The sequence below is a fragment of the Mucilaginibacter aquariorum genome, from assembly GCF_024498135.1.
GTDB classification, from domain to species: domain Bacteria; phylum Bacteroidota; class Bacteroidia; order Sphingobacteriales; family Sphingobacteriaceae; genus Mucilaginibacter; species Mucilaginibacter aquariorum.
This window is the reverse complement of sequence record NZ_JANHOH010000009.1, coordinates 130536-155227: the sequence shown is the minus strand read 5'-3', so window position 1 is coordinate 155227 and position 24692 is coordinate 130536. Positions and strand designations below refer to the sequence as shown.

The 24692-nt window shown below is 44.7% G+C and carries 16 protein-coding genes and 1 tRNA gene; 16 read left to right on the top strand and 1 reads right to left on the bottom strand.

The window, feature by feature from the left end; all coding sequences use genetic code 11:
• Positions 1 to 33: 33 nt before the first annotated feature.
• The 4 genes from NPE20_RS22465 to NPE20_RS22450 all read left to right on the top strand — a co-directional run bounded on the left by NPE20_RS22465 (position 34) and on the right by NPE20_RS22450 (position 3364).
• On the top strand, positions 34 to 603 hold the full coding sequence (locus NPE20_RS22465) for an RNA polymerase sigma factor (protein WP_256541003.1): 570 nt from the start codon (positions 34 to 36) through the stop codon (positions 601 to 603).
• Entirely contained in the window at positions 593 to 1351 is a 759-nt protein-coding gene (locus NPE20_RS22460; RefSeq protein WP_256540959.1) for a hypothetical protein, read from the top strand. Before NPE20_RS22465 ends, NPE20_RS22460 begins: the two co-directional genes overlap by 11 nt.
• Before the next feature lie 91 nt (positions 1352 to 1442).
• Positions 1443 to 2249, top strand: coding sequence for an outer membrane beta-barrel protein (locus tag NPE20_RS22455; protein WP_256540958.1), 807 nt, complete (start codon positions 1443 to 1445; stop codon positions 2247 to 2249).
• Positions 2250 to 2365: 116 nt separating this feature from the next.
• A complete protein-coding gene (locus NPE20_RS22450) occupies positions 2366 to 3364 on the top strand; it encodes an ABC transporter ATP-binding protein (RefSeq protein WP_256540957.1) in 999 nt (332 codons plus the stop codon).
• A gap of 91 nt (positions 3365 to 3455) precedes the next feature.
• Here the strand turns inward: NPE20_RS22450 and NPE20_RS22445 are convergent, their stop codons facing one another.
• Positions 3456 to 4373 (bottom strand): PfkB family carbohydrate kinase, encoded by a 918-nt coding sequence (locus NPE20_RS22445; protein WP_256540956.1) that lies wholly within the window; start codon positions 4371 to 4373, stop codon positions 3456 to 3458.
• Positions 4374 to 4459: 86 nt separating this feature from the next.
• Here NPE20_RS22445 and NPE20_RS22440 point away from each other — a divergent pair.
• The 12 genes from NPE20_RS22440 (at position 4460) to NPE20_RS22385 (ending at position 24686) form a co-directional block, all read left to right on the top strand.
• Positions 4460 to 4533 (top strand) — tRNA-Asn (locus NPE20_RS22440).
• 568 nt (positions 4534 to 5101) lie between these two features.
• A complete protein-coding gene (locus tag NPE20_RS22435) occupies positions 5102 to 5719 on the top strand; it encodes an RNA polymerase sigma factor (RefSeq protein WP_256540955.1) in 618 nt (205 codons plus the stop codon).
• Between the two features lie 457 nt (positions 5720 to 6176).
• Positions 6177 to 7358: a FecR family protein gene (locus NPE20_RS22430; protein WP_256540954.1), complete on the top strand. Its 1182-nt coding sequence runs from the start codon at positions 6177 to 6179 to the stop codon at positions 7356 to 7358.
• Positions 7359 to 7644: 286 nt separating this feature from the next.
• Positions 7645 to 11052 (top strand): SusC/RagA family TonB-linked outer membrane protein, encoded by a 3408-nt coding sequence (locus NPE20_RS22425; RefSeq protein WP_256540953.1) that lies wholly within the window; start codon positions 7645 to 7647, stop codon positions 11050 to 11052.
• 12 nt (positions 11053 to 11064) lie between these two features.
• Positions 11065 to 12804, top strand: coding sequence for a RagB/SusD family nutrient uptake outer membrane protein (locus tag NPE20_RS22420; RefSeq protein ID WP_256540952.1), 1740 nt, complete (start codon positions 11065 to 11067; stop codon positions 12802 to 12804).
• 127 nt (positions 12805 to 12931) lie between these two features.
• A complete protein-coding gene (locus tag NPE20_RS22415; RefSeq protein ID WP_256540951.1) occupies positions 12932 to 14278 on the top strand; it encodes a DUF3863 domain-containing protein in 1347 nt (448 codons plus the stop codon).
• A 107-nt stretch (positions 14279 to 14385) separates the two neighbouring features.
• A complete protein-coding gene (locus NPE20_RS22410) occupies positions 14386 to 16032 on the top strand; it encodes a hypothetical protein (protein ID WP_256540950.1) in 1647 nt (548 codons plus the stop codon).
• A 51-nt stretch (positions 16033 to 16083) separates the two neighbouring features.
• Positions 16084 to 17109, top strand: a complete 1026-nt coding sequence (locus NPE20_RS22405; RefSeq protein ID WP_256540949.1) for a GntR family transcriptional regulator — start codon at positions 16084 to 16086, stop codon at positions 17107 to 17109.
• A gap of 214 nt (positions 17110 to 17323) precedes the next feature.
• A complete protein-coding gene (locus NPE20_RS22400) occupies positions 17324 to 17914 on the top strand; it encodes an RNA polymerase sigma-70 factor (RefSeq protein WP_256540948.1) in 591 nt (196 codons plus the stop codon).
• Between the two features lie 203 nt (positions 17915 to 18117).
• Positions 18118 to 19305, top strand: coding sequence for a FecR family protein (locus tag NPE20_RS22395; protein ID WP_256540947.1), 1188 nt, complete (start codon positions 18118 to 18120; stop codon positions 19303 to 19305).
• Between the two features lie 204 nt (positions 19306 to 19509).
• Complete coding sequence (locus tag NPE20_RS22390; RefSeq protein WP_256540946.1) at positions 19510 to 22860, top strand: TonB-dependent receptor; 3351 nt, start codon at positions 19510 to 19512, stop codon at positions 22858 to 22860.
• Between the two features lie 26 nt (positions 22861 to 22886).
• Positions 22887 to 24686 (top strand): RagB/SusD family nutrient uptake outer membrane protein, encoded by a 1800-nt coding sequence (locus NPE20_RS22385; protein ID WP_256540945.1) that lies wholly within the window; start codon positions 22887 to 22889, stop codon positions 24684 to 24686.
• The last annotated feature ends 6 nt before the right edge of the window (positions 24687 to 24692 follow it).

Genomic DNA, 24692 nt, shown 5'->3' with positions numbered 1-24692 from the left:
AATTCTATATAGAATACATCTTAGTTTAAAATGATGTTTTTGGAAGCTAAACCTACTATTGATGATCTGGTAAAATGCTGTAAGGCCGGGCAACGCAAGGCGCAGGAAATGCTGTACAAGCAATTTGCCTCAAAAATGCTGGGCGTTTGCATGCGCTACGCTACCGATAGGATGGAAGCGGAGGATATGCTGCAGAATGGGTTTATTAAAGTATTCCAAAAAATTGCTGATTACCGGGGCGACGGATCATTTGAAGGTTGGGTGAGGCGTATTATGGTGCATAGCTCAATTGAGTATTATCGCCGCCACCATAAAATGATGCAGGTAGTTGATATTGACAATACCGGGAACGAGCCATCTGTAAACGCCGTGGCCGCCAGCAGCCTGGAGGCAAAAGACTTGCTGATATTGATAAAAGCCTTATCGCCGGGTTACCGCATGGTGTTTAACTTATATGCCATTGATGGTTACTCGCATAAAGAAATAGCCGAATTTATGGGCATTAGCGAGGGCGCTTCAAAATCGCAGCTTTCAAGGGCCCGGGCTATTTTAAAGGAACAGATATTAAAAATGGAGAACAAAAGCTATGGATATGCAGGATAAAGAAATTGACCAAATATTCAGGTCGGGTTTTAATGATTTTGAGGTAGAGCCGTCTGCCAAAGTTTGGGGAGGTATTGCATCCGGCCTGGATAGAAGGAAGAGATCGCTAAAAATGTATCTCGGCATAGCCGCAAGCTTGCTGCTATTATTATCAGCGGGGCTGTATTTTGTATCTCATGTAAAGGATAATACCAAAAAGCCGGTACAATTGGCCAATGTTAAAAACAATAGGCCTGCAAAATCAATTATAACACCTGTAATTGCATCGCCAAAAACCGAACAGGTACAAAAGGTTGCACAGCCACAATTAGAAAAGACTATAGCGTTTAATACAGCATTGAAATCGCGTAAGCAAAAAACAAAAACGGTTAAAGTATTACCGGTAAGGGACATAGAAATAATAGAACCTGCACAACAACTGGCACAGGTGGTTCAACCTGCACAAGATATAAAGTTTGTAGTGCCGGATAGAGAAATACCGCTTAACGAAAAAATTGAAATACCCGAAGATGCATCATTTAAAGCTAATATATTAGCCGCCCAACCGCCGGTTACTAAAGCCATAGCTGCAACGCCTGTTAAAAAACACCGCATACGCAACTTAGGAGATTTGATAAATGTGGTGGTAAGCAAGGTTGACAAACGTAAGGATAAGCTGATAGAATTTTCGAGCACAAACGATGAGGACGACTCAGTAGTATCGGGACTGAACCTTGGCTTTATCAAAATAAAAAAACAAGATAAATAGATATGCAAATGCGGATTTCAGATGTGCAGATGAAATAAATAAATATGCAGGAAATCACTAAATCACTAATTCAATAATTCACTAATTATATATGAAACGCCTGATTTTTACCACAATAATATGCCTCGCAGCAACCGTAGTGTTTGCACAAACGGATTCCGTTAAAAGGGATACTGCCAAAACCCGCCATACCAGGATCAGACTTGGTTTTGGGGACGATGTTAGCCAGGTATCTATTAATGATACAACATCTTACAATTACACTTCAAAGGCACCGGGTTTTTCTTTCGGGCTTACCTTTACCCGGTTCGATATTGGTTTAACCACCCTGGTTGATAATGGCAGCTTTACGCTATCGCCAACTAACCAGTTTTTAAATTATCGGTCGTGGAGGAGCAGCAATATTGGTTTTGATGTATTACAGTTGAGCTATAGGTTTAACAGTTCATTCAGGATATACACCGCGGGCGGGTTCGACTGGACAAACCTGCGCCTGCGCGAAAGTGTAACTATCCTGCGCGATCAGCCGGTGCTAACCTATCAGCGGGATGATATAAAATACGATAAGAACCGCCTTACGGCAGCGTACATTCGTGTGCCGGTGGCTTTTGATTTTCGTACACATAACGATGAGGAAGGCAGAAGGTTCCATTTTGTTGCCGGGGCGGAGATGGGTGTGCTGATAGGCAGCAACACTAAGCAGGAAAGTAAAGAAAATGGAGATGTAAAACTGGGTGGCAATTATCACTTTACTAAGTTCAGATATGGCGCATCGGCCCGTGTTGGTTACGGATCAATCGGCGTATTTGCCAAATATTACTTTAACGATATGTTTGATGACAGCCCGGCGCAAAACGGACTTAGAAACTTCTCCTTTGGGATGAGTATTGGGTGGTAAACCATGACCGGGATTTTCACCGTTGTTTATATTTTGGTGTTCAAGAATGCTACGTTGCTATTCAAAATCCATATAAATCCGAATAATCTGCTTAATCCCGGTTATCTTTGTCCGCAATGGCAGATGTACCTTTTTTACAGGCAAATTTAGTAAGCAAAACCTACAACGGCGCAGAGGCATCGGGGGTTAAAAATATCAGCCTTGATATTGAACCCGGAAAAATAACCGCTATAATTGGCGAAAGCGGCAGTGGTAAAAGTACCTTGTTGCGCCTATTATATGGGTTGCTTTCGCCGGATACAGGCACGGTAAATTTTAAAGGCGAACGTATTTGGGGCCCCGAAGAAAAACTTATACCGGGCCATGATGCCATGAAAATGGTAACCCAGCATACCGATGATCTAAATCTTTTTGCCCGTGTGTGGGATAATGTAGCTGCCATGCTGCCCAGCACCAACGTAAAGCTTAAGGAAGAAAAAACCGAACAGGTACTTACCCAGCTAAATATGATGCAACTTGCCTACAAACGGGTTGCAGATTTAAGCGGCGGCGAAAAACAACGCGTAGCCATAGCCCGTGCCATTATTACCCGCCCCCAGGTATTATTGCTTGATGAACCCTTTAACCAGGTAGATACATCGTTCCGTGAGGGCTTACAACACGATATAAGGCAGATTGTAAAGGAAACCGGCCTTACGGTAGTTATGGTATCGCATGACCCTGCAGAGGTGCTTTCTATGGCCGATGAGCTGATCGTGTTGAAACAGGGAGAGATAGTGGAGCATGGTCATCCAAAAACGCTGTATCATAATCCCCTTAATTTATATACGGCCGAGCTGCTTACTAATTGCAATGTACTAACCATCCACCAGGCAAAAGCTTGTAGCATTGAAGCTAAAAAAGAATTTGTAGTGATATACCCGGATTGGATCCGTTTGAGCGATATCCTTAAAACCAGTAACTGGACGATAAAACAAGTGCTGTTTAAAGGGTTTTATGAAGATCTGATATTGGAAAACAACGGCGCTATTCTGCGCGTAGTGAACTACGAAAGCGGAAAATATACCGAAGGTGATATAACAGGCCTTAAAATAAAAAAATGGCTGGAGTATTAACAGGCCCAAGCCTCACCCAAACCCTCTCCAAAGGAGAGGGCTTAAGCTTGCTTTAAAATCTCCCCTCTAAGGAAGATTTAGTGAATTCATATTATATTATCTCGAAAGAAGACAGTTGTACAAACTCTTGTACGCGTGCCGCGATTTCCTGCTCGCTAAGGTTTCTTATTTTCTCGGTACCAAACTTTTCTACACAGAACGATGCCAGTGCCGAACCAAATATGATAGCGTTTTTCATGTTATTGAAATTAACGGTGCCTACTTTAGCCATATAGCCTATAAAGCCACCGGCAAATGTATCGCCGGCGCCGGTTGGGTCAAATACTTCGGCAAGCGGAAGGGCAGGGGCAGAGAACACACGATCTTCGTGAAACAGCAATGCACCGTGTTCGCCTTTTTTAATGATAAGGTATTTAGGGCCCATAGTTAATATTTTTTTTGCCGCTTTAACCAAAGAGTATTCGCCTGATAACTGACGCGCTTCGGCATCATTAATGGTTAACACATCTATCAATTTAATAGTATCCAGAAGGTCATCCATTGCAATGTCCATCCAGAAGTTCATGGTGTCCATTACAATAAGCTTAGGGCGGTTTTTAAGGCGCTTAATAACCGTTTGCTGTACTTGTGGGGTAAGATTGCCCAACATTAGATATTGGCAGTCCTGGTAAGCCTCGGGGATGATAGGGTCAAAATCAGCCAGTACATTTAACTCCGTTGTTAAAGTATCGCGGCTGTTCATATCGTTATGGTACTTTCCGCTCCAGAAGAATGATTTTTCGCCCTGTTTTATCTGCAGGCCTTCGGTATCAATATGGTGATTGTTAAAATCTTTTATTTCTTCCGCAGGGAAGTCGTCACCCACCACAGCAACGATTTTTATTTTATCAAAAAAGTACGAAGCGGCTAAACTTGCATAAGTTGCGGCCCCTCCAACAATTTTATCCGTCTTCCCAAAGGGGGTTTCAATTGCGTCAAACGCCACAGTACCAATAACTAACAAACTCATGTAAAATATTTTTAATTTTTTTTGTGCAAATATTGTGAAATTACATCAGAAATCATACTTTTGCACCACTCCAAACCGGAAAACACTCCTGAGTAGCTCAGCTGGTTAGAGCATCTGACTGTTAATCAGAGGGTCGCTGGTTCGAGCCCAGCCTCAGGAGCCTCAATGGGCAAGCACGTTTTACGGTCGCTTGCCCATCTTTTTTTACCACCTCTGCGAGACTAATCGCTGTAACAGGCGCCTCAGCAAGCTTAGCCTCTAAAACCGCTATTCGATGTTCACTTTCTGTTTTGATAGTTTTATAGTCAGAACCTTCCAAATCTCCGGTCAATAATAATTCCCTCGCTTTTGTATTATTAGCGGTAGACAGTTATACATCCTAAAATTCGCTCCTCTTATAAAAGTTCCTAAACCAAATCCATTTACTGTATCCATCTGACTATCAGTATAGTTACATATAAGTAACTATTTGACTATCAATGATTTGTTGATAAATTGATAATATAGTTTGAGATTTGATCTGGAACGGCGGAAAATTCTCAGATGTTGACTTGTCTTCACCTGACGGCCGGAACGATATTCTGCGCGCAATTGACCAGGTATTGGAGATGACCTTCGATGTTCAGGAATTTCCAAACGTAATAAGTTATTAAATATTTGAAAAAAATACAGATCATTGTAACTTAGTAGTTACAGTTACGATATACCAGCATACTTGCTCTTAATTAATGCCCCAACAAACGCTAACACCGGATCAGGAAAAAATTCAGTTGGAAAAACTGCTTGATGGCGACGAAAAGGCGTTTGATTTTTTTTATGCCCGTTACAGTTTACCTGTCTACCGCAAACTGCTCAAGATGATCAAGGTGGAATTCGTGGCGGAGGAGATCCTGCAAAACGTGTTTATCAAGATCTGGGAGAAACGTCATCTGATAGACCCCGAGAAAGGGCTTAAGGCCTATATTTACCAGATCGCGCAAAATATGGTGTACGATTTTTACCGGAACCTGGCGCGGGAAGATGAGCTGCAGACCCAGGTAAAATATGTTGTCAAGGACCTTGCCGACGACGCAGCGGCAAATCTGCTGCTTAAAGAAACAAACGAACTCCTTGAAATGGCGATTGAGCGGCTGCCTGAGCAGCAGAAGATCGTATTCAGGCTGTGCAAGCAGGAAGGGAAGAGTTACGATGAGGTCAGCCAGTTGCTTGGCATCTCGACATCGACCATCAACGGGCATATCGTCAGAGCGACCAAGAAGGTCAAAACGTTCATGTTTAAAACCCATCACATTTCCTACGGCTTAACCCTAACAACATTTCTACATTTTTTTCAAAAAAACTTGTGACTTTTCCTTGTTTTTCCTTTCATTGATAAAATTTCCCTTTGATGAGTTTCGCTATACGCTCATAAGTCAAGTAAAAATGTGAATTTCCACTTTTAGGGGCACACTTTTTTCACTTTTGGTGACATATGATTCGTGTGTACGACTTGTGTATATGATAATTAATTATTTGATTGCTAAGTGATTGAATTGAAGAATAGGCTATCGATGTATCAAAAGCGAACAGCGGATCGTTCATTTTTGATCTACTGACGGCAATTTTTAAAAAGCATGACAAGTGAGCGCATTGCTTAAATGACAACTTAAGTCACCGGAACTTCTACTAAATTTTTTTGTGTGTCTTTAAAAGTGGAAATTATGTGCCATTAAAAGAGAAATCTGTCAGAAAAAGATATTTTTTTTCGCATCGGGTAGATGATAAGTCTTTTACAAGCGTATCAGCATAAAAGGACCTACTATCTTGAAAGAGAACCATTACCTGTTGTATCGTAAATTTCTAGACAATGTTTGCAGTGACGCGGAATTGTCTGAACTCTTTCAGCTGTTCGGGACGGCAGATGAAAACGTAATGAGAAATTTAATTACGGAAGAATTACAGTCAGCGAAACCTGAGATGCCCGCCAATGAAAAAGAAGCTGAACGCCTTAATTTCGTTCATCAACAGATCAAAGCAGAGATAAGCCGCCGCAAAGGCAAGATCAGAACGCTTGTATATAAACTTAGCGCCGCTGCCGCAATCATTATCGCTGTAACCTCGGGCATACTGCTTTTGCGGCAACCCGAAATTCATGCTCCTAAAAAAACGCAAACGGCGTCGGTTATTAAACCAGGCCAATTCCAGGCTACCCTGACGCTTGCGAATGGTAAAAAAATTATCCTGAACCGGTCAATGACAGCCACTTTAGAGAAACTTGGACAAACAACAGTTAATGTCAGTCCGGTTAACGGCGTTTCCTACAAGGGCGCTGCGACCGGCCAGTCGCTATCAAATAATGCTAACATCCTTGTTACCGCCCGTGGGGAACAATCACCCTATCCGCTGGTCCTGGCCGATGGCTCAAAGGTATGGCTCAATGCCGCATCCTCCATCACCTTTCCTACGCAGTTCATCGGAAAAGAAAGGGTTGTTACCATTACAGGAGAAGCCTATTTCGAAGTTGCACATGACCGGTCAATGCCTTTTAAGGTGCGTTCCGGGCGCCAAGAAATCACGGTGCTGGGCACCCATTTCAACATTAAGGCTTATGATGATGAGCCGACGATCAGCACAACTTTATTGCAAGGCAGCGTGAAAATAAAAGACCTGACCTCGGGTACGACAGGCCTCCTTATCCCCGGTCAGCAATCCAGGCTGAACAAAAACAGTGGGAATTTTGGGGTTGCCAAGGCAGACATCGAGGAAGTAATTGCTTGGAAGAAAGGATTTTTCATGTTCAACGATCAGCAGATCACCAGTGTCATGAAGTCGATGAGCCGCTGGTATGATGTAGACGTCGAATACCAGAACTTTAACAATAACGATGAGAAATTCGGGGGTACATTTTCCCGCTCATCTAACCTGGCCGATATCCTCAGCAGTTTGCAGAGCCTGGGTCATGTACGTTTTAAAATTGATAAAAGAAAAATCATTGTCAGTAACTGATGCCACCAATCCTCAGCCGCCATTATAATACCTAAAATCCACAATTAATGCAAAAGATCAAACCAGAAAAAGAAAGGAATCGCCTATAGAAGAGAAACAAACATCAAGGATTTACCAAAACCAGGAACGTTCGAACCGTTCCTGGCTGACCAGCGAAGCTGGAATCAGGTAATTAATTATTGAAGCTATCCAATAAACCCAATAACCTAACATTCAAATGTATAAAAAATTTACTGAATTACTTTTCAGGAGGGATTCCTATGTAATTTCCAATCTGATATTAAAAATGAAGCTTACATTTCTTTTCATAGCCGTTGCCCTGTTGCAGGTGCATGCGACCACCCTGGCGCAACGGGTGACTATGTCCGTAAAAAATGCGCCGCTTTCAACTGTTATCGCACAGATCAAGCTTCAAACAGATTATGACTTTGTTTACAACAACGCCGCGATCGAGGGTGCAAAACTCATTACACTGGAGGCAAAAGATCTGGATCTTAAAAGCGTACTGGACCAATGTGTCAAGGGACAACCCTTTGGCTATCGAATCGTTAATAAAGTGATTCTGTTAAACCGGAAGGAACAGACCGAACCGCCGCGCCCGGTCAATAACGTGGTTGAACAGAGAATTTCGGGCGTAGTGCGGGACTCGCTGAGTAATGAGACCTTGCCCGGTGTAACTATCGGTGTCGAGGGAACAAGACTGGGTGTTATATCCGATAACAATGGGGCATTCACGCTGAATGTCCCGTCATCTAACTCGGTGCTCGTACTCACTTATCTCGGCTACCAGCGCCTGCGGGTACCGCTGAACGGAAAAACAGTACTGGATATCCGGATGTCCAGGATAGATTCAAAGCTGAGCGAAGTCGTTGTTGTGGGATACGGAACGAGGGCAAAAGGGGCCGTTACCGGAGCGATTTCCACCGTTAAAGCCGATGTTTTCGAAAACAGGCCGGTCACCAGCAGCTTTGACGCCTTGCAGGGTACAATCCCGGGTTTAACCATAGCCAAAAACAGCGGGCAACCGGGCGGCGGGAACTTCGACCTGAAGGTGCGTGGCAGTTCATCCATTAATGGTAATAAGCCTTTGGTACTTGTCGATGGTATTCCGGGGGATATTAACACGATCAATACCAATGATATCGCCGAGGTATCCGTACTAAAGGATGCCGCCGCCGCCATTTACGGAGCCCGTGCAGGTGATGGTGTGATCATCGTAACCACCAAGCGCGGCAAAAAAGGGCCACCGGAAGTAAGCTACACCGCCAACTTCGGCATTAAGACGCCTACATACCTCAGAAAAATGATGAATACCCTGCAATATGCCGAATTTGCAGACGAGGGTTTAAGAAATGCGGGCCTTCCGGGTTTCCCGCAGGAAGTCTTTGATAAGATAAAAGCAAATGCCGCGCCGGACCTGGACAAGGGCTGGAACTACGGCGTGACCAATTATCCTGGTTTTTACGGTTATACGGATTGGAACAAGGTTGTTTACAAAAGCTCTTCCCAACAGATCCATAATATTGCCATATCCGGCGGCGGGGAAAATAACAATTACATGATCTCTGCCGGTTATAAAAGGGACAATGGTATACTCCGGTTTGGCGAAAACAAGTCGGATGGCTATAACCTGCGCATGAATTACGATTTCCGTATCGGTAGTAAAGTATCCGTAGAAACACGTACGAATTTTGATAATACAAACACGCTGACACCTTCGGAGATCAACGGGGAAAGCCCGTTGAAAAATGTAACCAGGCAGTTTCCCTATGCGCCGCTTTATAACCAGGTGGGCCAGTTTTACAGCTATCAGGGCTATGCCAACCCTGCGGGTTACTTAGCGGAGGGCGGTACAACGACCGACAATTTTTCCCGTTTTGCAACGAATTTCAAAGTCGATTATTCGATCCTTCCGGGACTTAAACTTATCGGTCAGGCAGCGGTACGAATGGATTATCTCAATAATACCGCTATTCATCCGACCATTATCCGGAGCAATTATACCGGCGGCGTGCAGGACATCAGGAACACCCCAAATTCTGCCGCTTACACCAATGCAAAAACGTTAAACAAACTTTATCAGGCTTATTTTGATTATAACAAGGAGTTTGGATCGGATCACCGGTTCAATTTAACAGGCGGCGCTTCGCTGGAACAAACTAATGTTTCCGGTCAGTCGATCACCGGTTATAATTTTCCGAACAACACCATATTCACCCTAAACCTGGCCGACAGGACAAAAGTTGCTTATGCTAACTTTACCGGTAACCTGAGTGATCAGGCGCTTGGTTCTTACTTTAGCAGGTTAAGCTATAGTTATAAAAACAAACTGATCTTAGACCTGACCGCCCGCGCCGACGGAAGTTCCAAGTTCGCGCCTGAAAAGCGCTGGAGCGCCGTATTTCCATCGGCGGCCTTAGCCTATAACCTGTCAGAAGAAAAGTTCATTAAATCGATGAACACCTTTGATCTGTTAAAATTAAGGGTATCCTACGGTAAAATGGGTAATCAGGAGATTGGAAATTTAGGGCTGTATGATTATATTCCCCTTATTAACCAAATAAGAAACAACGGGAATCTTGTAGTTTACCCGATAGGTTCTCCCAACGCAGGTCTTTCCGGTGTAAATGCCAACCCGGCTTCCACCACCAGGACCTGGGAAACGATCACCAATAAAAACATTGGTATCGATGTCGCATTGTTACGTTCAAGACTGAGCTTCTCATTCGATTACTATAACAAGATTAATGACGACATGCTGGTGAACATCGCGGTACCAGCAACTTTCGGCGCTACTCCGCCGTCCAGCAACCAGGGAAAGTTAGTTACAAAAGGCTTTGAAACCATTGTGACCTGGAAAGACAATATCAACGATTTCCGGTATAGTATCTCCCTGCAGCTGAGCGACAGTAAAAACAAACTGGTGGAATTGAAAAACAGCGACAGCTATAATGAAGGCCTGGTAGGAACCCGGAAAGGCTATGCGATCAATTCTTATTTTGGATATGTGTATGATGGCATCATTAAAACTCAGGCACAACTTGACGCCTACAAACAACTACAGGGCGTACCGGCCAGGGTATCAATTGGCGATGTGATGTATAAAGATGTTGATGGGGACGGTAAACTCACCGCGTTTGGCGATAAAAGCAAGGGCCTGGCCGGTGATATGGTCTACCTGGGTAACGTAACCCCGAGATATACCTATTCGTCCAACATTAATTTGGGTTATAAACAATTTGACCTCCAGGTATTTTTACAGGGCGTCGGCCAAAGAAATGTGATCTATGAAAGTAACATCAGCCGGCCCAATACCTTCTTCTGGCCTTCGCTGGCATACTTTTATAATAAAACCTATAGTGCCACCCGACCGAACGCAGAATTTCCAAGATACCTGCCGGGTAATTTAGGCTGGGATGATGTATCGGGCTATAATTACCGCGCCTCGACCAAGACGATCCAAAATGTGGCCTACCTGAGGTTCAAAGTGATTACCATTGGATATAACCTGCCGGATGCAGTCGCCAGAGCAGTTAAACTGAAATCTGCCCGGATCTACGTGAGCGGTCAGGATCTGTTTACATTTTCGAAAGGGACATTCGGCGGCAACTTTGATCCGGAAGACGGCTACCGCCAGGAGGGCACTTACCCTTACAACAAAGTTTATTCCGTGGGCTTAAATGTTAAATTCTAAATGAAAAACACTATGAAACTTAAATATTTAAATCCTAATCAAATCGTGAATAGCACCTCCGGTGTTAACGATATAAAGGCGATACGCGGGATCACAGTTATTTGCATTTTACTTACGGCCGCACTGTGGAGCAGCTGCAAAAAAGACCTGAACCTGATATCGAAGGACAGTATTACAGACGCTACCTTCTGGAAAACAGGTGCTGATTTCAAACTAGCTGCCAATAATTTGTATAACGGACTGGACCGGTTTGGCGAAGAGGATACCGAATCCGATATCGCGTTCAACGTGCCCAATTCCGTTAGTAACGGGCAGTTGGTGCCGGCTGAAACGTCAGACACGTGGAATTCAAGCTATGGTTATATCCGCTCTGCCAATAATATTATGGAAAAAGGTGCCGGAAACGCCGACGCCGAAATCAAAAAGTATGTAGCCGAAGCTAAATTTTTCAGGGCCTGGTATTACTGGAAACTACTCCGGATCTATGGCGGTGTCCCGCTCATTACCAAGGTACTCAAGACGGATGATCCTGAATTGTTCGCGCCGAGGTCAAGCCGTACAGAAACAGCTGATCTGATCTTAAAGGACCTTGACGAAGCTAAAAATGACCTGCCTGTGCAATCGGATGTTTCATCACCCGATATCGGCCGGATCACCAAAGGCGCTGCATTAGCGCTTGCTTCACGCGTAGCCTTGTTTGAAGGAACCTGGCAAAAATCAAGGGGCGGCGCGAATGCCGCCAAATACCTTGATATTGCGACAACCTCTTCGCAGGCCGTGATAACCAGCGGTGTTTATAGCCTGTATACGGGCAGCGGCGCGCAAAGCTACCGCTACCTATTCCTTGAAGCAGGTGACGATGCCAAAGAAACCATTCTCGACCGGAGATATGCCAGAAATATCCTCGGCCATGATGCGCCCTATATGTATGATCAGGATGGCTATAACCCGACGCGCAAAATGGTGGATATGTATTTGGATAAAAATGGCCTGCCAATCACTTCGGCCGGCACCGTTTTCCACGGCTATAGCACCTTTACCTCGGAATTCCAGGACCGCGACCCGCGGATGACACAGACCATGATCATCCCCGGAACGCTCACCAACCGTGTGTTTTTCCCGGTAACGAAAGTGGCCAACTGGCCAGATGCGCCACAGCGTAACTTCAATACCGGTTATATCCTTTATAAATATATGTCGGAAGATCCTATAGCCAATAATTCGGGCCGGGAAGGCGACAACAGCTTATTTGACTATGACCGGCACCTGATCCGTTATGCCGAAGTGCTGTTAAACTATGCGGAAGCCGTATATGAGAAGAACGGATCGATCAGTGATAACGATCTTAACTTATCGATCAACAAGCTGCGCGACCGGGTCGGGATGCCACATCTGACTGCCGCATTTGTCGCTGCCAATAACCTGAACATGCAGACGGAGATCAGGCGCGAAAGAACCGTAGAACTGGCGTTGGAAGGTTTCCGTTATGATGATCTGCGCAGATGGAAAACCGCTGAAACAGAATTGCCGCAGGACGTGAAAGGCATCAAAATAACCGGCACGGATTGGGCAAATAGAAAGCCCTATAACGATCCGAGTTATGCGGGTAAAGTGGATGCCAGCGGTTTCTTGATCGCCGAGAGAAGCAGAAAGTTTGATCCGGCGAAAGATTATCTGCAGCCGCTACCGACAAAGGAGGTTGCTTTTTACCAGGCCAACGGTCATACGCTGGAACAAAATCCTGGATGGTAATTAAGTAAATAATCGGGCCGGTTATACGGCCCGATTATTTACTTAATTACCTTTATTGGATAATATTATTAAGACCATGTATAACATCTAATCACTAAAACATTTGGCTACAAAAACATATCCATATATGAACTTTAAAATCATACTCCGTTTGATGTTTCTGCTTCTTACTTCATTTTCAGTTGCGGAAGCTCAGGATAATAAGTTGAAAAAGGCGACAGACTTAATGGGACATCGTTTTCTCACATTCAATACCGTTATCCGGGTGAACCAAATAGAGGTTTCGAGAAACCGTAACCTTGGCGAGGATGAACGGGCGCTACATACCCCTGCACGGGTCATTGCCTTTAGAAATTCACTGGCAGAAGGGTTTCCGGGTGGAAAAATGACATGGTCATTCAGTTGGCTTGCATTGAATGATACAACTTCGGATTACAGGAAAATCAGAAACCTGGTTGTGGGTTATCATTATAAATATGGCGATGATGTTACATTTATACCGGGTGCTTATTTTGCCAATGCCTATAACACAACCAAACAAGTAAATAAGGACGTACACGATGCGCTGAAGATAATAAGCAGAATGGTTGGCAATGGGTATAGGCCGCTAAGTATTGTAGCAGGATTTATGTCTGCAGCTAACCAGCAATACCTTGCAGAGAAGGAAGGCATACATGTATGCCAGGGAAATATCTGGAGCCAGTTCAGTATTGACAATCAGGATGGAGACGGGGCCGTAGTTTATCCTTTTTATCCATCAAAAGAACATTTTTGCAAACCGTCGCAAAACAAAAAAGATTTTATTGATTGTGTGAATTTAGATGGTTGGTCGGTTGATTTTCTTGCCGGCAGGCGGGAAGGTTTCAAAGATGGATTCAATAGCCGTATGGGTGTTGGGCCTATTGAAACACTTGGCAAGTATGGTAATGAAACCGGGTTGAAGGAAATGATGCATACCACAGCCATTCATTTTGATAAAGGCTTTGCACTTAACGGATTTGGCTGGGTTACTAATTGCTGGGAATTGAGCCTGCCTTATGATCCTGTTTCATTAAAAAACTGGTTAAAAGCCATCAGAAAACGCTGGCCTGATACGAAGTTGATCACTCAGGGCGAATTCGGTTTACTATGGCGTAAACATTATAAAAGCAACAGTTTCAATTACCGGTTTGTAGAACGCGGCTCTGGTATTGGCGGCTCGGATGCAAATAATGAGATCAGGTGGTTTATGAATAAAGATTTTCGTTTGGCATTACTAAAAGACTGGAAAAATAACACCTCTGAAAAAGTCATAGATTTTACACGTTATGATCTTAAAGCGCATGAACCCAAAGGGATGACGCGAAAATGGAGCCTGTTGGGTGTCATCAATCAAAAGCAATCACGCCCACAGGATAAACCGATCCTTATTGATTCGCTATCGGCCGGCGCGCGTGCAATTATAGCTGCCCGATACAAATATCTGATTAAATAACAGCAAGATCACACCGCTTTCTCCAATGTTAGGTCAGCCTATATATCTGCTTGCTCAACTTTTTAAAATCAAAAACACTTTAGAAGTACGCTAAAATAATTATCAAGATGAAATTAAAGCCACTTATTACTATCGCCATAACGGCAGCAATATTTATTATCACTTTTTGTTCGTTTGATCCCCAACCAAAACCCTTGAGCGAACCCAGGATAATCAATATTGTTAATTTTATCCGTGATATCGAACCCCGGGATGTTAACATTACAAAAGATGTGCTGTACCAAACCGTTGTCAATCAGATCAAACTGATGGAGCAATATCATCTTGGCGGAACTTTTTTATTGCAGTATGATGCCCTGATTGATAAACGTTACCAGGAATTACTAAAAAAACTACCTAAAGATCAATTTGAAATTGGTGGCTGGTGGGAGCTGCCGCAACCGCTGATCGAAAAAGCCGGTATCAAATGGCGGGGGAAATATGCCTGGGACTGGCACTCCGACGTGGGTTTTTCCGTGGGCTATACCCCTGCCGAACGGGAAAAGATCATCGATGTTTATTTCACCGATTTTAAGCAGATATTCGGATACTATCCCAGATCGATCGCTTCGTGGGTAATTGATGCCCACTCCCTGAATTACATGTACGATAAATATAAGATCGTTGCATCGGCAAACTGCAAAGATCAGGTCGGCACCGACGGCTTTACCCTTTGGGGAGGTTACTGGAACCAGGCGTATTATCCGAGCCGTGTAAACGCCTACATGCCTGCGCAGCATACCGACAAACAACTTCCGGTACCGGTATTCAGGCTGCTGGGCAGTGACCCGATCAGGCAATATGCCGATGGACGGTCAGTAACCACGCTGGAGCCGGTTTATCCTCATGCGGGCGGGAACGAGCAGTGGATCAACTGGTTCTTTCAGGCATTCGCCAACGATCCGGCGCTCGGCTATAACTATACACAGGCAGGCCAGGAAAATTCGTTCACCTGGGATGCGATGAAAAAAGGCCTGGAATGGCAAATGCCAATTATTGCCCGGCTAAAAAGTGAAGGAAAGGTACGCGTAGAGACCATGGCGCAGTCCGGCGAGTGGTTTAAAAAAACCTACAAAGTTACCCCTGCTACAACTTTTACCGTAAGCAAGGACCTCGGCGAAAGTGATAAGAAGACCATCTGGTACAACAGCCGGTTTTACAGGGCTAACTTGCTTTGGGAAAACGGGAACCTACGTATCACCGACATCCACTTGTTTAACGAAACGGTTCCGGACAAATACCTGAAGGACGTAACTACTATTAATCAAAGTTTCTTTTACACGCTCCCGGTGGTGGATGGTTTTCAATGGGGTAAACGCGGTAAGCCCGAAGGCTTTCGTTTAATGATGAACGAAGGTGGCCGGGAAGTCGCGGTACATGGTGGCGATCCGACCTTTACAAATATGAACAAAACCACGGCACGCGCTTCCTGGCCGGTGGGTGGAGGTTCTTTCGAAATAGATATGAACGAAAAGTTCATGACCATCACCGCGAAAAACAACCCGGCCGGCGACTGGTTTCTGGACCTGTATGTCGCCGAGGGCTCTAAAACCGCATTCAAAGCCGCAACTGATAATAGCGCCCGGTATGAATTTGACGGTCATGCCTACCGAATGACAATAACACAGGGCACGATCGAAAAAACGACAAATGGTAGTTTATACCGTATCAAGCCACAAAATCAACGTATCGTTTTAATACTGGCAGATCAATAAGATCTGCTGGTATTGTACATGTAGTTCCACCAATCATTATAACCGACATTCATGAAGAACTATCTGAAGATATTACACCTTGACGATCATTCGTTGACACCATATCATCAGCAATTGTCTGACGCAATCATGCTGGCCGTTGAGCGTAAGCAGATTGAAATGAATGACGTGCTGCCTTCCATCAATGACCTCAGCATAGCGCTGGATGTGTCGCGAAATATAATTGCCAAAGCCTATAGCACACTTAAAGAACGGGGGGTAGTCGGTTCGGTTCACGGCAAAGGACATTTTATAAAACAAGTTGACACCGGCCGCTCAAGGCGTATATTAATGCTTTTCAATAAACTGAGCAGCCAGAAAAAGATCATATACGATGCTTTTGCCACCAGCCTTGGTGAAGGCAACTACATTAATTTTTTTATTTACAACAGCAATTTCAACCTCTTTAAAAAAATACTGTTTGATAAAATGGACCAGTTCGACAAGATCGTGGTTGCTCCTCATTTCGTTTGCAGTGATGAACCGCCTGCTGATGTGCTGAACAAGATACCGGAAGGTAAGCTGATTTTGATCGGCGGTTTTTTGGAAGGTATAAACGGGACGGTTTCGACCGTGTATGAAGATTTTGAGCAGGATATTTTTGATGCGTTGAGCAGCATGCTCAGTTATATCCGCAATTATCACGGGATCACCATGGTGTTCCCTAAGGATAGTTATTACTCAACAGGGATATTCCTGGGTTTTCTGAATTTTTGTAAAAAATTCGGCTGCCATTATCATATCATGCCAACGGCCAGTAGTGAACGGATCACCAAAGGCATGCTCTATATTACGCTTACTGATGATGACCTGCTCGATCTGATCGCGCAAGCGAAAGAAGAAAAGCTGGTCTTAAAGGAAGATTTTGGCGTGATATCGTACAATGAAACGCCCTTTAAAAAATTCATTCTGAACGGCATTACTACGATTTCAGCGGATTTTAGCTTCATGGGCGTCAAAGCCGCAGAACTGGTCAAATCAGGTGTGCCGGAAAGAATCAAAGCTCCATTTTATACGACGATCAGACCATCAATATGATGCTTCGTATTATTAATCATAAAGCATATGTGTGTGGCGGTGAAACACTTGGGTACAGTACAGCCAATATTAAAAATAACTTTGTAGAAGGGCTTAACAGCCTGAGCAGCAGTAGCTGCCGCCTGCCCGTGGTGTAAACCAATTATAAATTAAAAAAAGCAGTCGTTTGAAGTTCGCATATTATTAATGATGCCTGAACGTTTATTCATCCGTCGTGAGTAGTATTTTAAACCAGAGCACAGATATGATCACCCAATACAAAGATGAGGAGTTACTAACTTCGTTGAGAAACGATGATGAGGATGCTTTCAGGGAGATTTACAACAAGTACTGGAGAAAGTTGTACATCGTGGCGGCTAATCGTGTCGACAACGAGCAGGATGCGGAGGAAATAGTCCAGGATATATTTGCGGCTTTGTGGGTACGCCGCAAATGTATTGTGATCACAGATAATGGCCTGGGTAAGTATCTAACTTCTTCCGTTAAATACCGCGTGATTAAAACTTTGGGTAGGTATGCCTTGAAGCAGAACTATCTGAATGCTATTCCTGCAAATAGTTGTATCGATGACTCCACCCAGCAATGGCTTGCCTTTGAAGAGTTGAAAGAAGAACTAGCCAAATATGTAAGCCAATTGCCCGAAAAATGTCAGATAGTATTCAAAATGAGCCGCGAACTTGGTTATTCGCAAAAGCGAATAGCCGCCGAATTATCGATATCCGAAAAAACGGTAGAGGCACATTTACAAAAAGCCTTTAAAGTTCTACGTTCCAAATTAGCAAGCATTGTGCTTACATTGCTTTAGCGAATTGAATGGCAGTAAGCCCTGTCTGTCCGTAACATCTGCTACCCGCTATTCAGATTATTACTCTGCGATCCGGTCCCCTTTGCCGTCATTAAGCAAGGGGATGAAATTCTCCATCTTGCTCCTGTTACTGTCCCCTCAAAAAAAATTACCGCGGAGTAAGGGATTGCCTTGAGCAAAGGGATATATATATAAGACCAATTATGACAGAAAACAAGCGAATACTTGAACTGGCCACCAAATGGCTTGCCGGCACGATAACTGACCGGGAAAAAAAGGAGTTTGCAAGCTGGTACAACAGTTACGACGACACGTATTTTCAATCATCAGCTACAGGAGAAGATGCACTTAAGGAGCGCATGTTCTCGAGAATTTCAGCGGAAGCAAAGCTGTCAAATAAAGGGCCCGAAAGCGTACACCGGATAAGGCGGCGGTGGCCGCTCGGTATCGCCGCTTCGTTTCTTATTGTGCTTTCCGTTCTGTTTTTATGCCGGCCTTTTAACAAGGCTGATAAGGTCGTTGCCGTCCAACCAAAAGTGCCTACGCTGACGCTGGCAAATGGACAGACGATCGCGTTAAACACACAGCAAAAAGGGATCACTGCGGGGCATAATATCAGATATCTTAGCGGCGAGCCTGTCGTATTATCGGATAAATATGCCGCTCACAGCAAACAGAAAAGGGACTTCAATCAAAACCTCCGGCTGACCACCCCCAAAGGGCTGATCTACGAACTGGTCCTGCCTGACGGGTCACGCGTAATCCTTAATGCCGGTTCTACGTTGAGCTATCCATCTGAATTTGCAGCGAATGAGCGCGTGGTTGAGTTGGAGGGAGAGGCATTTTTTGAGATCAGTAAATTAAACAGGCCGGCCACAGTTGCCCGTAAAGGTCAAAAAGCCGCGGTTGCCCAGGTTCCATTTAAAGTAAAAACTGCAGGCCAAATCGTCGAAGTTTTCGGCACGAAGTTTAATGTGAACGCTTATATGGACGACGGGGCAACACAAACCACGCTTGTCGAGGGCGTTGTCAGGGTATCGGCCGAAGGAGTCAGTAACGGATCCGCCAGACTTTCGCCGGGCGAGCAGGCGCAATCAGACGCACAGGGAATATCTGTCCGGGTGGTCGACACGGAGCATTACACCTCCTGGCGTAATGGGTATTTCTATTTTGACAATGCCGGTATTCCCGCGGTCCTGGCGCAAATGCAGCGTTGGTATGACTTTAATACCGACTACGAATCGACTATTCCTGACCAGGTATTTTCCGGAAAGATCCCCCGAAACATCAACCTTGCACAAGCCCTGAATATCTTGAGAAGGGCCGGTATCAACATCCGGCTTATCGACGACCATCAGGTCGTTATTACTTCACCAAAAAAAAACCAATAATAAAAAACCAAAATCAATCATTATGAGAAAAATCAGAGACACGTAAATCAAAAAAACAAAAAAAACGGAGGTGTTAAGGCCACCCCCGTTTAAGATTTCGCGAAATACCGGTTCTGGTTAAGGACCGGCCATTCACCTGGAGTTGTTATTCACTTTCATCCCCATTAATGCAAAACTATGCAATTAAAATTTTTATTAAACCAAATGATCAAGAAATGCCGGGACCGTTCAAAGATTAAACACGGTTTCCTGATGCTGTTTTTCTGTTCTGCGCTATCGCTGGAGTTAACGGCGAAGACTTTTGGCCAGCAATTATCCCTGCAAGTGCAGAACGAGCCGTTGGCCAATGTGCTTAAACGAATAGAAAAGCAAAGTACCTACACCTTTTTTTATAATGCTAAAGAGGTCGACGTAAAAACACCTGTATCTATTAATGTAAAAAACAAAGAGGTCACCGAGGTGATCCAAATCCTGTTTGAGGGGAAACCCTACGACCTCGATATACAAGGCAACGTGATCGTCATTAATAAAAAAAAACAGGCGGCGCCTGTCGGAGAGATCAAACGGCCTAAATTAAGCAGCCAGCCTGCGGAACAGGTAAGCGGTCGGATTATAGATTCATTGGGCAAGCCCTTATCGGGTGTTTCTGTGCTGGTCAAAGGCACCTCGCGCGGTACGGTTAGTGATCAAAACGGGTATTATCGGATCTCCGTAGAGAACAACGAGGTACTTGTCTTTAAAATGATCGGTTTCATCAGCAAAGAGATCGGTGTAAACGGCCAAAAAGTTATCGATATCGTCTTGAAGGAACAAACGTCCGGTTTAAATGAAGTGGTCGTCGTTGCCTTTGGCGCACAGAAAAAGCTGACCACTATCGGCGCGCAGAGCACTGTTAAGGCAGAGGATCTCAAGCTGCCGGTGGCCAATATATCCAACCTGATCGCGGGCAGGGTCGCCGGTATCGTGGGTGTTCAACGGAGCGGGGAACCTGGCTATGATAACTCGGAAATTTATATTCGCGGTATTTCGACCTTTACCAGCAGTTCGCCGTTGATCCTGGTAGACGGTGTCGAAAGATCATTTAATAATGTCGACCCTGAAGACATTGCCAGTTTCAGTGTTTTAAAAGATGCTTCGGCAACGGCTCTTTACGGTGTCCGGGGCGCCAACGGTGTGATCATTATACAAACCAAGAAAGGGCGCGCGGGAAAAACAACGATCAATGTTCAGTATGATCAGGGTATGACTGAATTTACCCGATTGCCACAATTTGCTGATGGGGTAACTTATATGGAGATCGCCAACGAAGCCTATAAAAACAGCTTTCCTACCGATCCGAACCCCAGGTATTCTGCAGAGCGGATAGCGGCTACAAAAACGCAATCGGACCCGGACCTTAATCCGGATGTCAACTGGATGAATGTTATTTTAAACCGCTATGGACATAACCGCCGCGCCAGGGTAAATGCCAATGGGGGCTCCGACAAGGCGCAATATTATCTTTCGGTCGGTTATTATGACGAAACTGGCATGTTCAAAACCGACGAACTGGCTAAATATAATTCAACTTTAAAATTCAGCCGGTTCAATTTTACGTCTAATCTCACGCTGAATGTCACCAAAACCACTAAAGTTGATTTTGGTGTTTCGGGCTGGATCAGTAATGGCAATTATCCCGGTTCAGGAACCGGCAGTATATTCAGCGCTGCTTATGTGCTTCCACCCATAACGATCCCGGCGCGTTATTCCAACGGATTGTATTCGAAGATCAGGACAGGAGACGTCAATAATCCCTATACGATACTCACGCAATCAGGTTATACTACGGAGTTCAGGAGCCAGTTATGGAGCAATCTGCGTCTTACACAGAATCTTGATTTTTTAACGCCAGGACTGTCCATCACAGGAATGTACTCCTTTGATAATTATAACACCCATCAGATCGCCCGGTCCAAATCTGTTGACGGGTTCCTGGCCACTGGTCGAAACGCCGCCGGTGAGCTCATTTTTGAGCAAACACAGATCGGGACCAATTATCTGGGATATAGCAGAAATAATAACGGCAGCCGCCAACTTTATCTTGAAGGCGCTATTAATTACACCAAGACCATCAAAAAGCATGACTTCGGCGCTATGCTGCTTTATAACCAAACGGACCGGGTCGATGCTTTCGCCGCTGATTTTAACAGCTCTATTCCATTCCGGTATATGGGACTCGCAGGCAGGGCGACCTATGCTTATGATACCAAATATCTTGCAGAAGTAAATTTCGGCTACAATGGCTCGGAAACCTTCGCACCAAACAAAAGATTCGGTTTCTTTCCGTCATTTGGCCTGGGATGGATTGCTTCGCAGGAGAAGTTCTTTGAACCGGTCAAAGACATTTTCTCTTTTTTAAAGATGAGGTTCTCTTACGGTATCGTCGGCAACAGCAGCATCGGCGGCAGGCGCTTTGCTTATATCAGCACGATCACCGGACAGGGCAGTTATAATTATGGACAAAACAATACAGATAACAAGATAGATGGTCTTAATTTCGGTGATTACGCCGTTAATGTGACCTGGGAGCGTGCCGCAAAATACAATCTTGGCATAGAGTTTAAAATGTTAAATGACGAATTGTCTGTTACCGCAGATGTTTTCCGGGAAAAAAGAACGGGAATTTTCTTGCAACGCGGCGATGTACCAATGTCTGTTGGCATAGGGAGTCTGCCATGGGCCAACCTGGGTAAGGTTAACAATACCGGTGTAGATGTAACCATCGATTACCAGAAAAGACTCGGTGATTTCACCGTTGGTATCAGGGGAAACATCAATTGGAACAGAGCAATCATTATTGATGACGGGAAGGCCCCGTTTCCTTATCCATGGCAACAGCGTATTGGCCGGAAGTTAGGCCAACGGTATGGTTACATTGCATTGGGACTCTTTCAATCCGAGGAAGATGTGCGAAACAGTCCCTACCAACCCGGCGTAAATAAACCCGGCGATATTAAATATAAAGATCTGAATGGCGATGGCAAAATAGATGCCTACGATCAGACCGCTATAGGACACGGTAGTATTCCGGAGATCGTATATGGTTTCGGCCCGACCATCAAATGGAAAAACTGGTCGCTTGCTACCTGGTTCAAGGGGATCAGTAATGTAGATATTTTCCTGAACGGTGACGGTTTGCAACCATTTAGACTTGGCGGGGAACGTGGGAACCTTTTTAAAGCGGTCATCAATCGCTGGACGCCGGAAAATCCCAGCCAGAACGTGCTGTATCCGAGGTTAACCTATGGGAGTGATAATATGAACTATGAAACCAGTACCTGGTGGACGAAGAACGGCGCTTTCCTGCGGCTGCAAACAGCCGAATTGAATTACAGCTTCGCCAACAAAGCATTTCTATCCAAAATCGGCATATCAAACCTAAATGTTTATTTTATTGGTTATAACCTGTTAACCTTTAGTGAATTCAAATTATGGGATGTGGAACTGGGAGATGGAAGGGGCTCGCAGTATCCCCTGCTGAAGACCTATAACCTGGGTATCAGATGTACATTTTGATAAGACAATATCTAACAAAACTTAAGATGAATCGACAAATAAAACTCATATTATTACTGCTGTTATTCAGCGGTATTTCAGGTACAGGGTGCAAAAAATTTCTGGACCAGGTGCCCAACGATCGTATCACGATTGAAGAGGTGTTCCGCAAAAAAGCATCCTCAGAGCAATTTCTGGCCAATGTTTACAGCATCGTTCCTGACGAATCAAATGCGATTGACGGCTTTCCTATGATTGGTTGCAGCGACGAGGCCGACCTGACATGGTCAGGCGGGCCGAATTACGCTGTAAATATTGGTAACTTAAACCCGTCAAATGTTAATAACCTCTTTGATCGTTGGGGTTATTATTACCAGGGTATCAGATCTGCAACTTATTTCATGAACCATATCAATGAGAACATAGAGATCAGATCGCTGAACGGCCAGGCGCTTATCGATCAATATCAGGCTGAAGCACGTTTTTTGCGGGCATATTATTATTTTTTACTCATGAGGCAGTATGGTCCGGTAGTCCTGATGGGGGAAGATGTCACACCGCCCGATGCCGAAGCATCAGCCATGCAGATTCCAAGGAGCTCTTTTGACGAGTGCGTAAGTTACGTTGCCAGTGAACTTGATAAAGCCGCAGAAGGGTTGCCCTTGCAGCCTCAAAGTAACGGACAGGTGAGTGACAGAGAATTTGGACGCATCACCAAAGGGATTTGTCTGGCAGTCAAATCCCGGCTTTTGCTATATGCAGCGAGTCCGCAGTATAACGGGAATACGGATGCATCTTCGTTCAAAAACCAGGATGGCAAAGCGCTCATTGCACAAAGCTATGACGCACAAAAATGGAAAAAAGCTGCCGATGCCGCCAAAGCGGTCATTGATTTGGGGCAATATGCCTTATACAAAGATCCTTCCGGCAATCCGATGAAATCTTTAGACGGGGTATTTTTTAACAGCTGGAATTCCGAGCAAATATTTGTCAGAAAAGCAAACGATTTGGCAAGGTGGGATGTTCACGCGACGCCAAGACAAGCAGGAGGTTGGTGCGGTCTAGCACCAACCCAGGAGAACGTTGATTCCTATTTTATGTCCGACGGGTTGTTGCCATCTGAATCCCCATTATATTCAGAAATTGGTTTTACCACGGTCAATGGCGTTCAGGTATACAATATGTACATGAACCGTGAGCCCCGCTTTTATCATGATGTTACTTATAATAACAGCATCTGGCAGGGCGGTACCATGAATGCACCTGCGCCAGTTACCTTCTTTCTGTCGGGTCCGAACGGCAGAAACGGGCATCCGACCGATTTTTCGAAAACGGGCTACCTGATCCGAAAAAATGTTGGGCCACAAACAAATGTCGGTGCCGGCGGCAACGGCCAGGTACAATCCCGGGTGCTCATATTGTTCCGTTTAGGGGAAATATACCTGAACTACGCGGAAGCATTAAATGAGTTTCAGCCCGGATCAGCCGATGTACTGACTTATCTGAATGCTATCCGGGAGCGCGCCGGCGTTCCGAAGTACGGATCCGGTACAAACTCACTTCCGGTACCAGCAGATCAGGCAGCGATGCGTGCCAAGATACGTGCGGAGCGCCGTGTTGAACTTGCGTATGAAGGACACCGTTTTTTCGACATCCGGCGATGGAAGATCGCTCCACAGGTGATGGGAGCTATGCATGGTATGGACATCAGCAAAGACGGGAATGATTTTTATAAAAGAGTAGTGACAGCTACGCCACACCTTTTCCGGCAATCCTACTATTGGTGGCCTATAACACAATATGAATTAGACAGGAACCGGACATTAGTCCAAAGTCCATCGTGGTAATTAAAA

Excerpts from the sequence above, each read along its gene's own strand:
- NPE20_RS22465 (WP_256541003.1), top strand. The coding sequence starts at position 34 with ATGTTTTTGGAAGCTAAACCTACTATTGATGATCTGGTAAAATGCTGT.
- NPE20_RS22460 (WP_256540959.1), top strand. The coding sequence starts at position 593 with ATGCAGGATAAAGAAATTGACCAAATATTCAGGTCGGGTTTTAATGAT.
- NPE20_RS22455 (WP_256540958.1), top strand. The coding sequence starts at position 1,443 with ATGAAACGCCTGATTTTTACCACAATAATATGCCTCGCAGCAACCGTA.
- NPE20_RS22450 (WP_256540957.1), top strand. The coding sequence starts at position 2,366 with ATGGCAGATGTACCTTTTTTACAGGCAAATTTAGTAAGCAAAACCTAC.
- NPE20_RS22445 (WP_256540956.1), bottom strand. The coding sequence starts at position 4,373 with ATGAGTTTGTTAGTTATTGGTACTGTGGCGTTTGACGCAATTGAAACC.
- NPE20_RS22435 (WP_256540955.1), top strand. The coding sequence starts at position 5,102 with ATGCCCCAACAAACGCTAACACCGGATCAGGAAAAAATTCAGTTGGAA.
- NPE20_RS22425 (WP_256540953.1), top strand. The coding sequence starts at position 7,645 with ATGAAGCTTACATTTCTTTTCATAGCCGTTGCCCTGTTGCAGGTGCAT.
- NPE20_RS22420 (WP_256540952.1), top strand. The coding sequence starts at position 11,065 with ATGAAACTTAAATATTTAAATCCTAATCAAATCGTGAATAGCACCTCC.
- NPE20_RS22415 (WP_256540951.1), top strand. The coding sequence starts at position 12,932 with ATGAACTTTAAAATCATACTCCGTTTGATGTTTCTGCTTCTTACTTCA.
- NPE20_RS22410 (WP_256540950.1), top strand. The coding sequence starts at position 14,386 with ATGAAATTAAAGCCACTTATTACTATCGCCATAACGGCAGCAATATTT.
- NPE20_RS22405 (WP_256540949.1), top strand. The coding sequence starts at position 16,084 with ATGAAGAACTATCTGAAGATATTACACCTTGACGATCATTCGTTGACA.
- NPE20_RS22395 (WP_256540947.1), top strand. The coding sequence starts at position 18,118 with ATGACAGAAAACAAGCGAATACTTGAACTGGCCACCAAATGGCTTGCC.
- NPE20_RS22390 (WP_256540946.1), top strand. The coding sequence starts at position 19,510 with ATGATCAAGAAATGCCGGGACCGTTCAAAGATTAAACACGGTTTCCTG.
- NPE20_RS22385 (WP_256540945.1), top strand. The coding sequence starts at position 22,887 with ATGAATCGACAAATAAAACTCATATTATTACTGCTGTTATTCAGCGGT.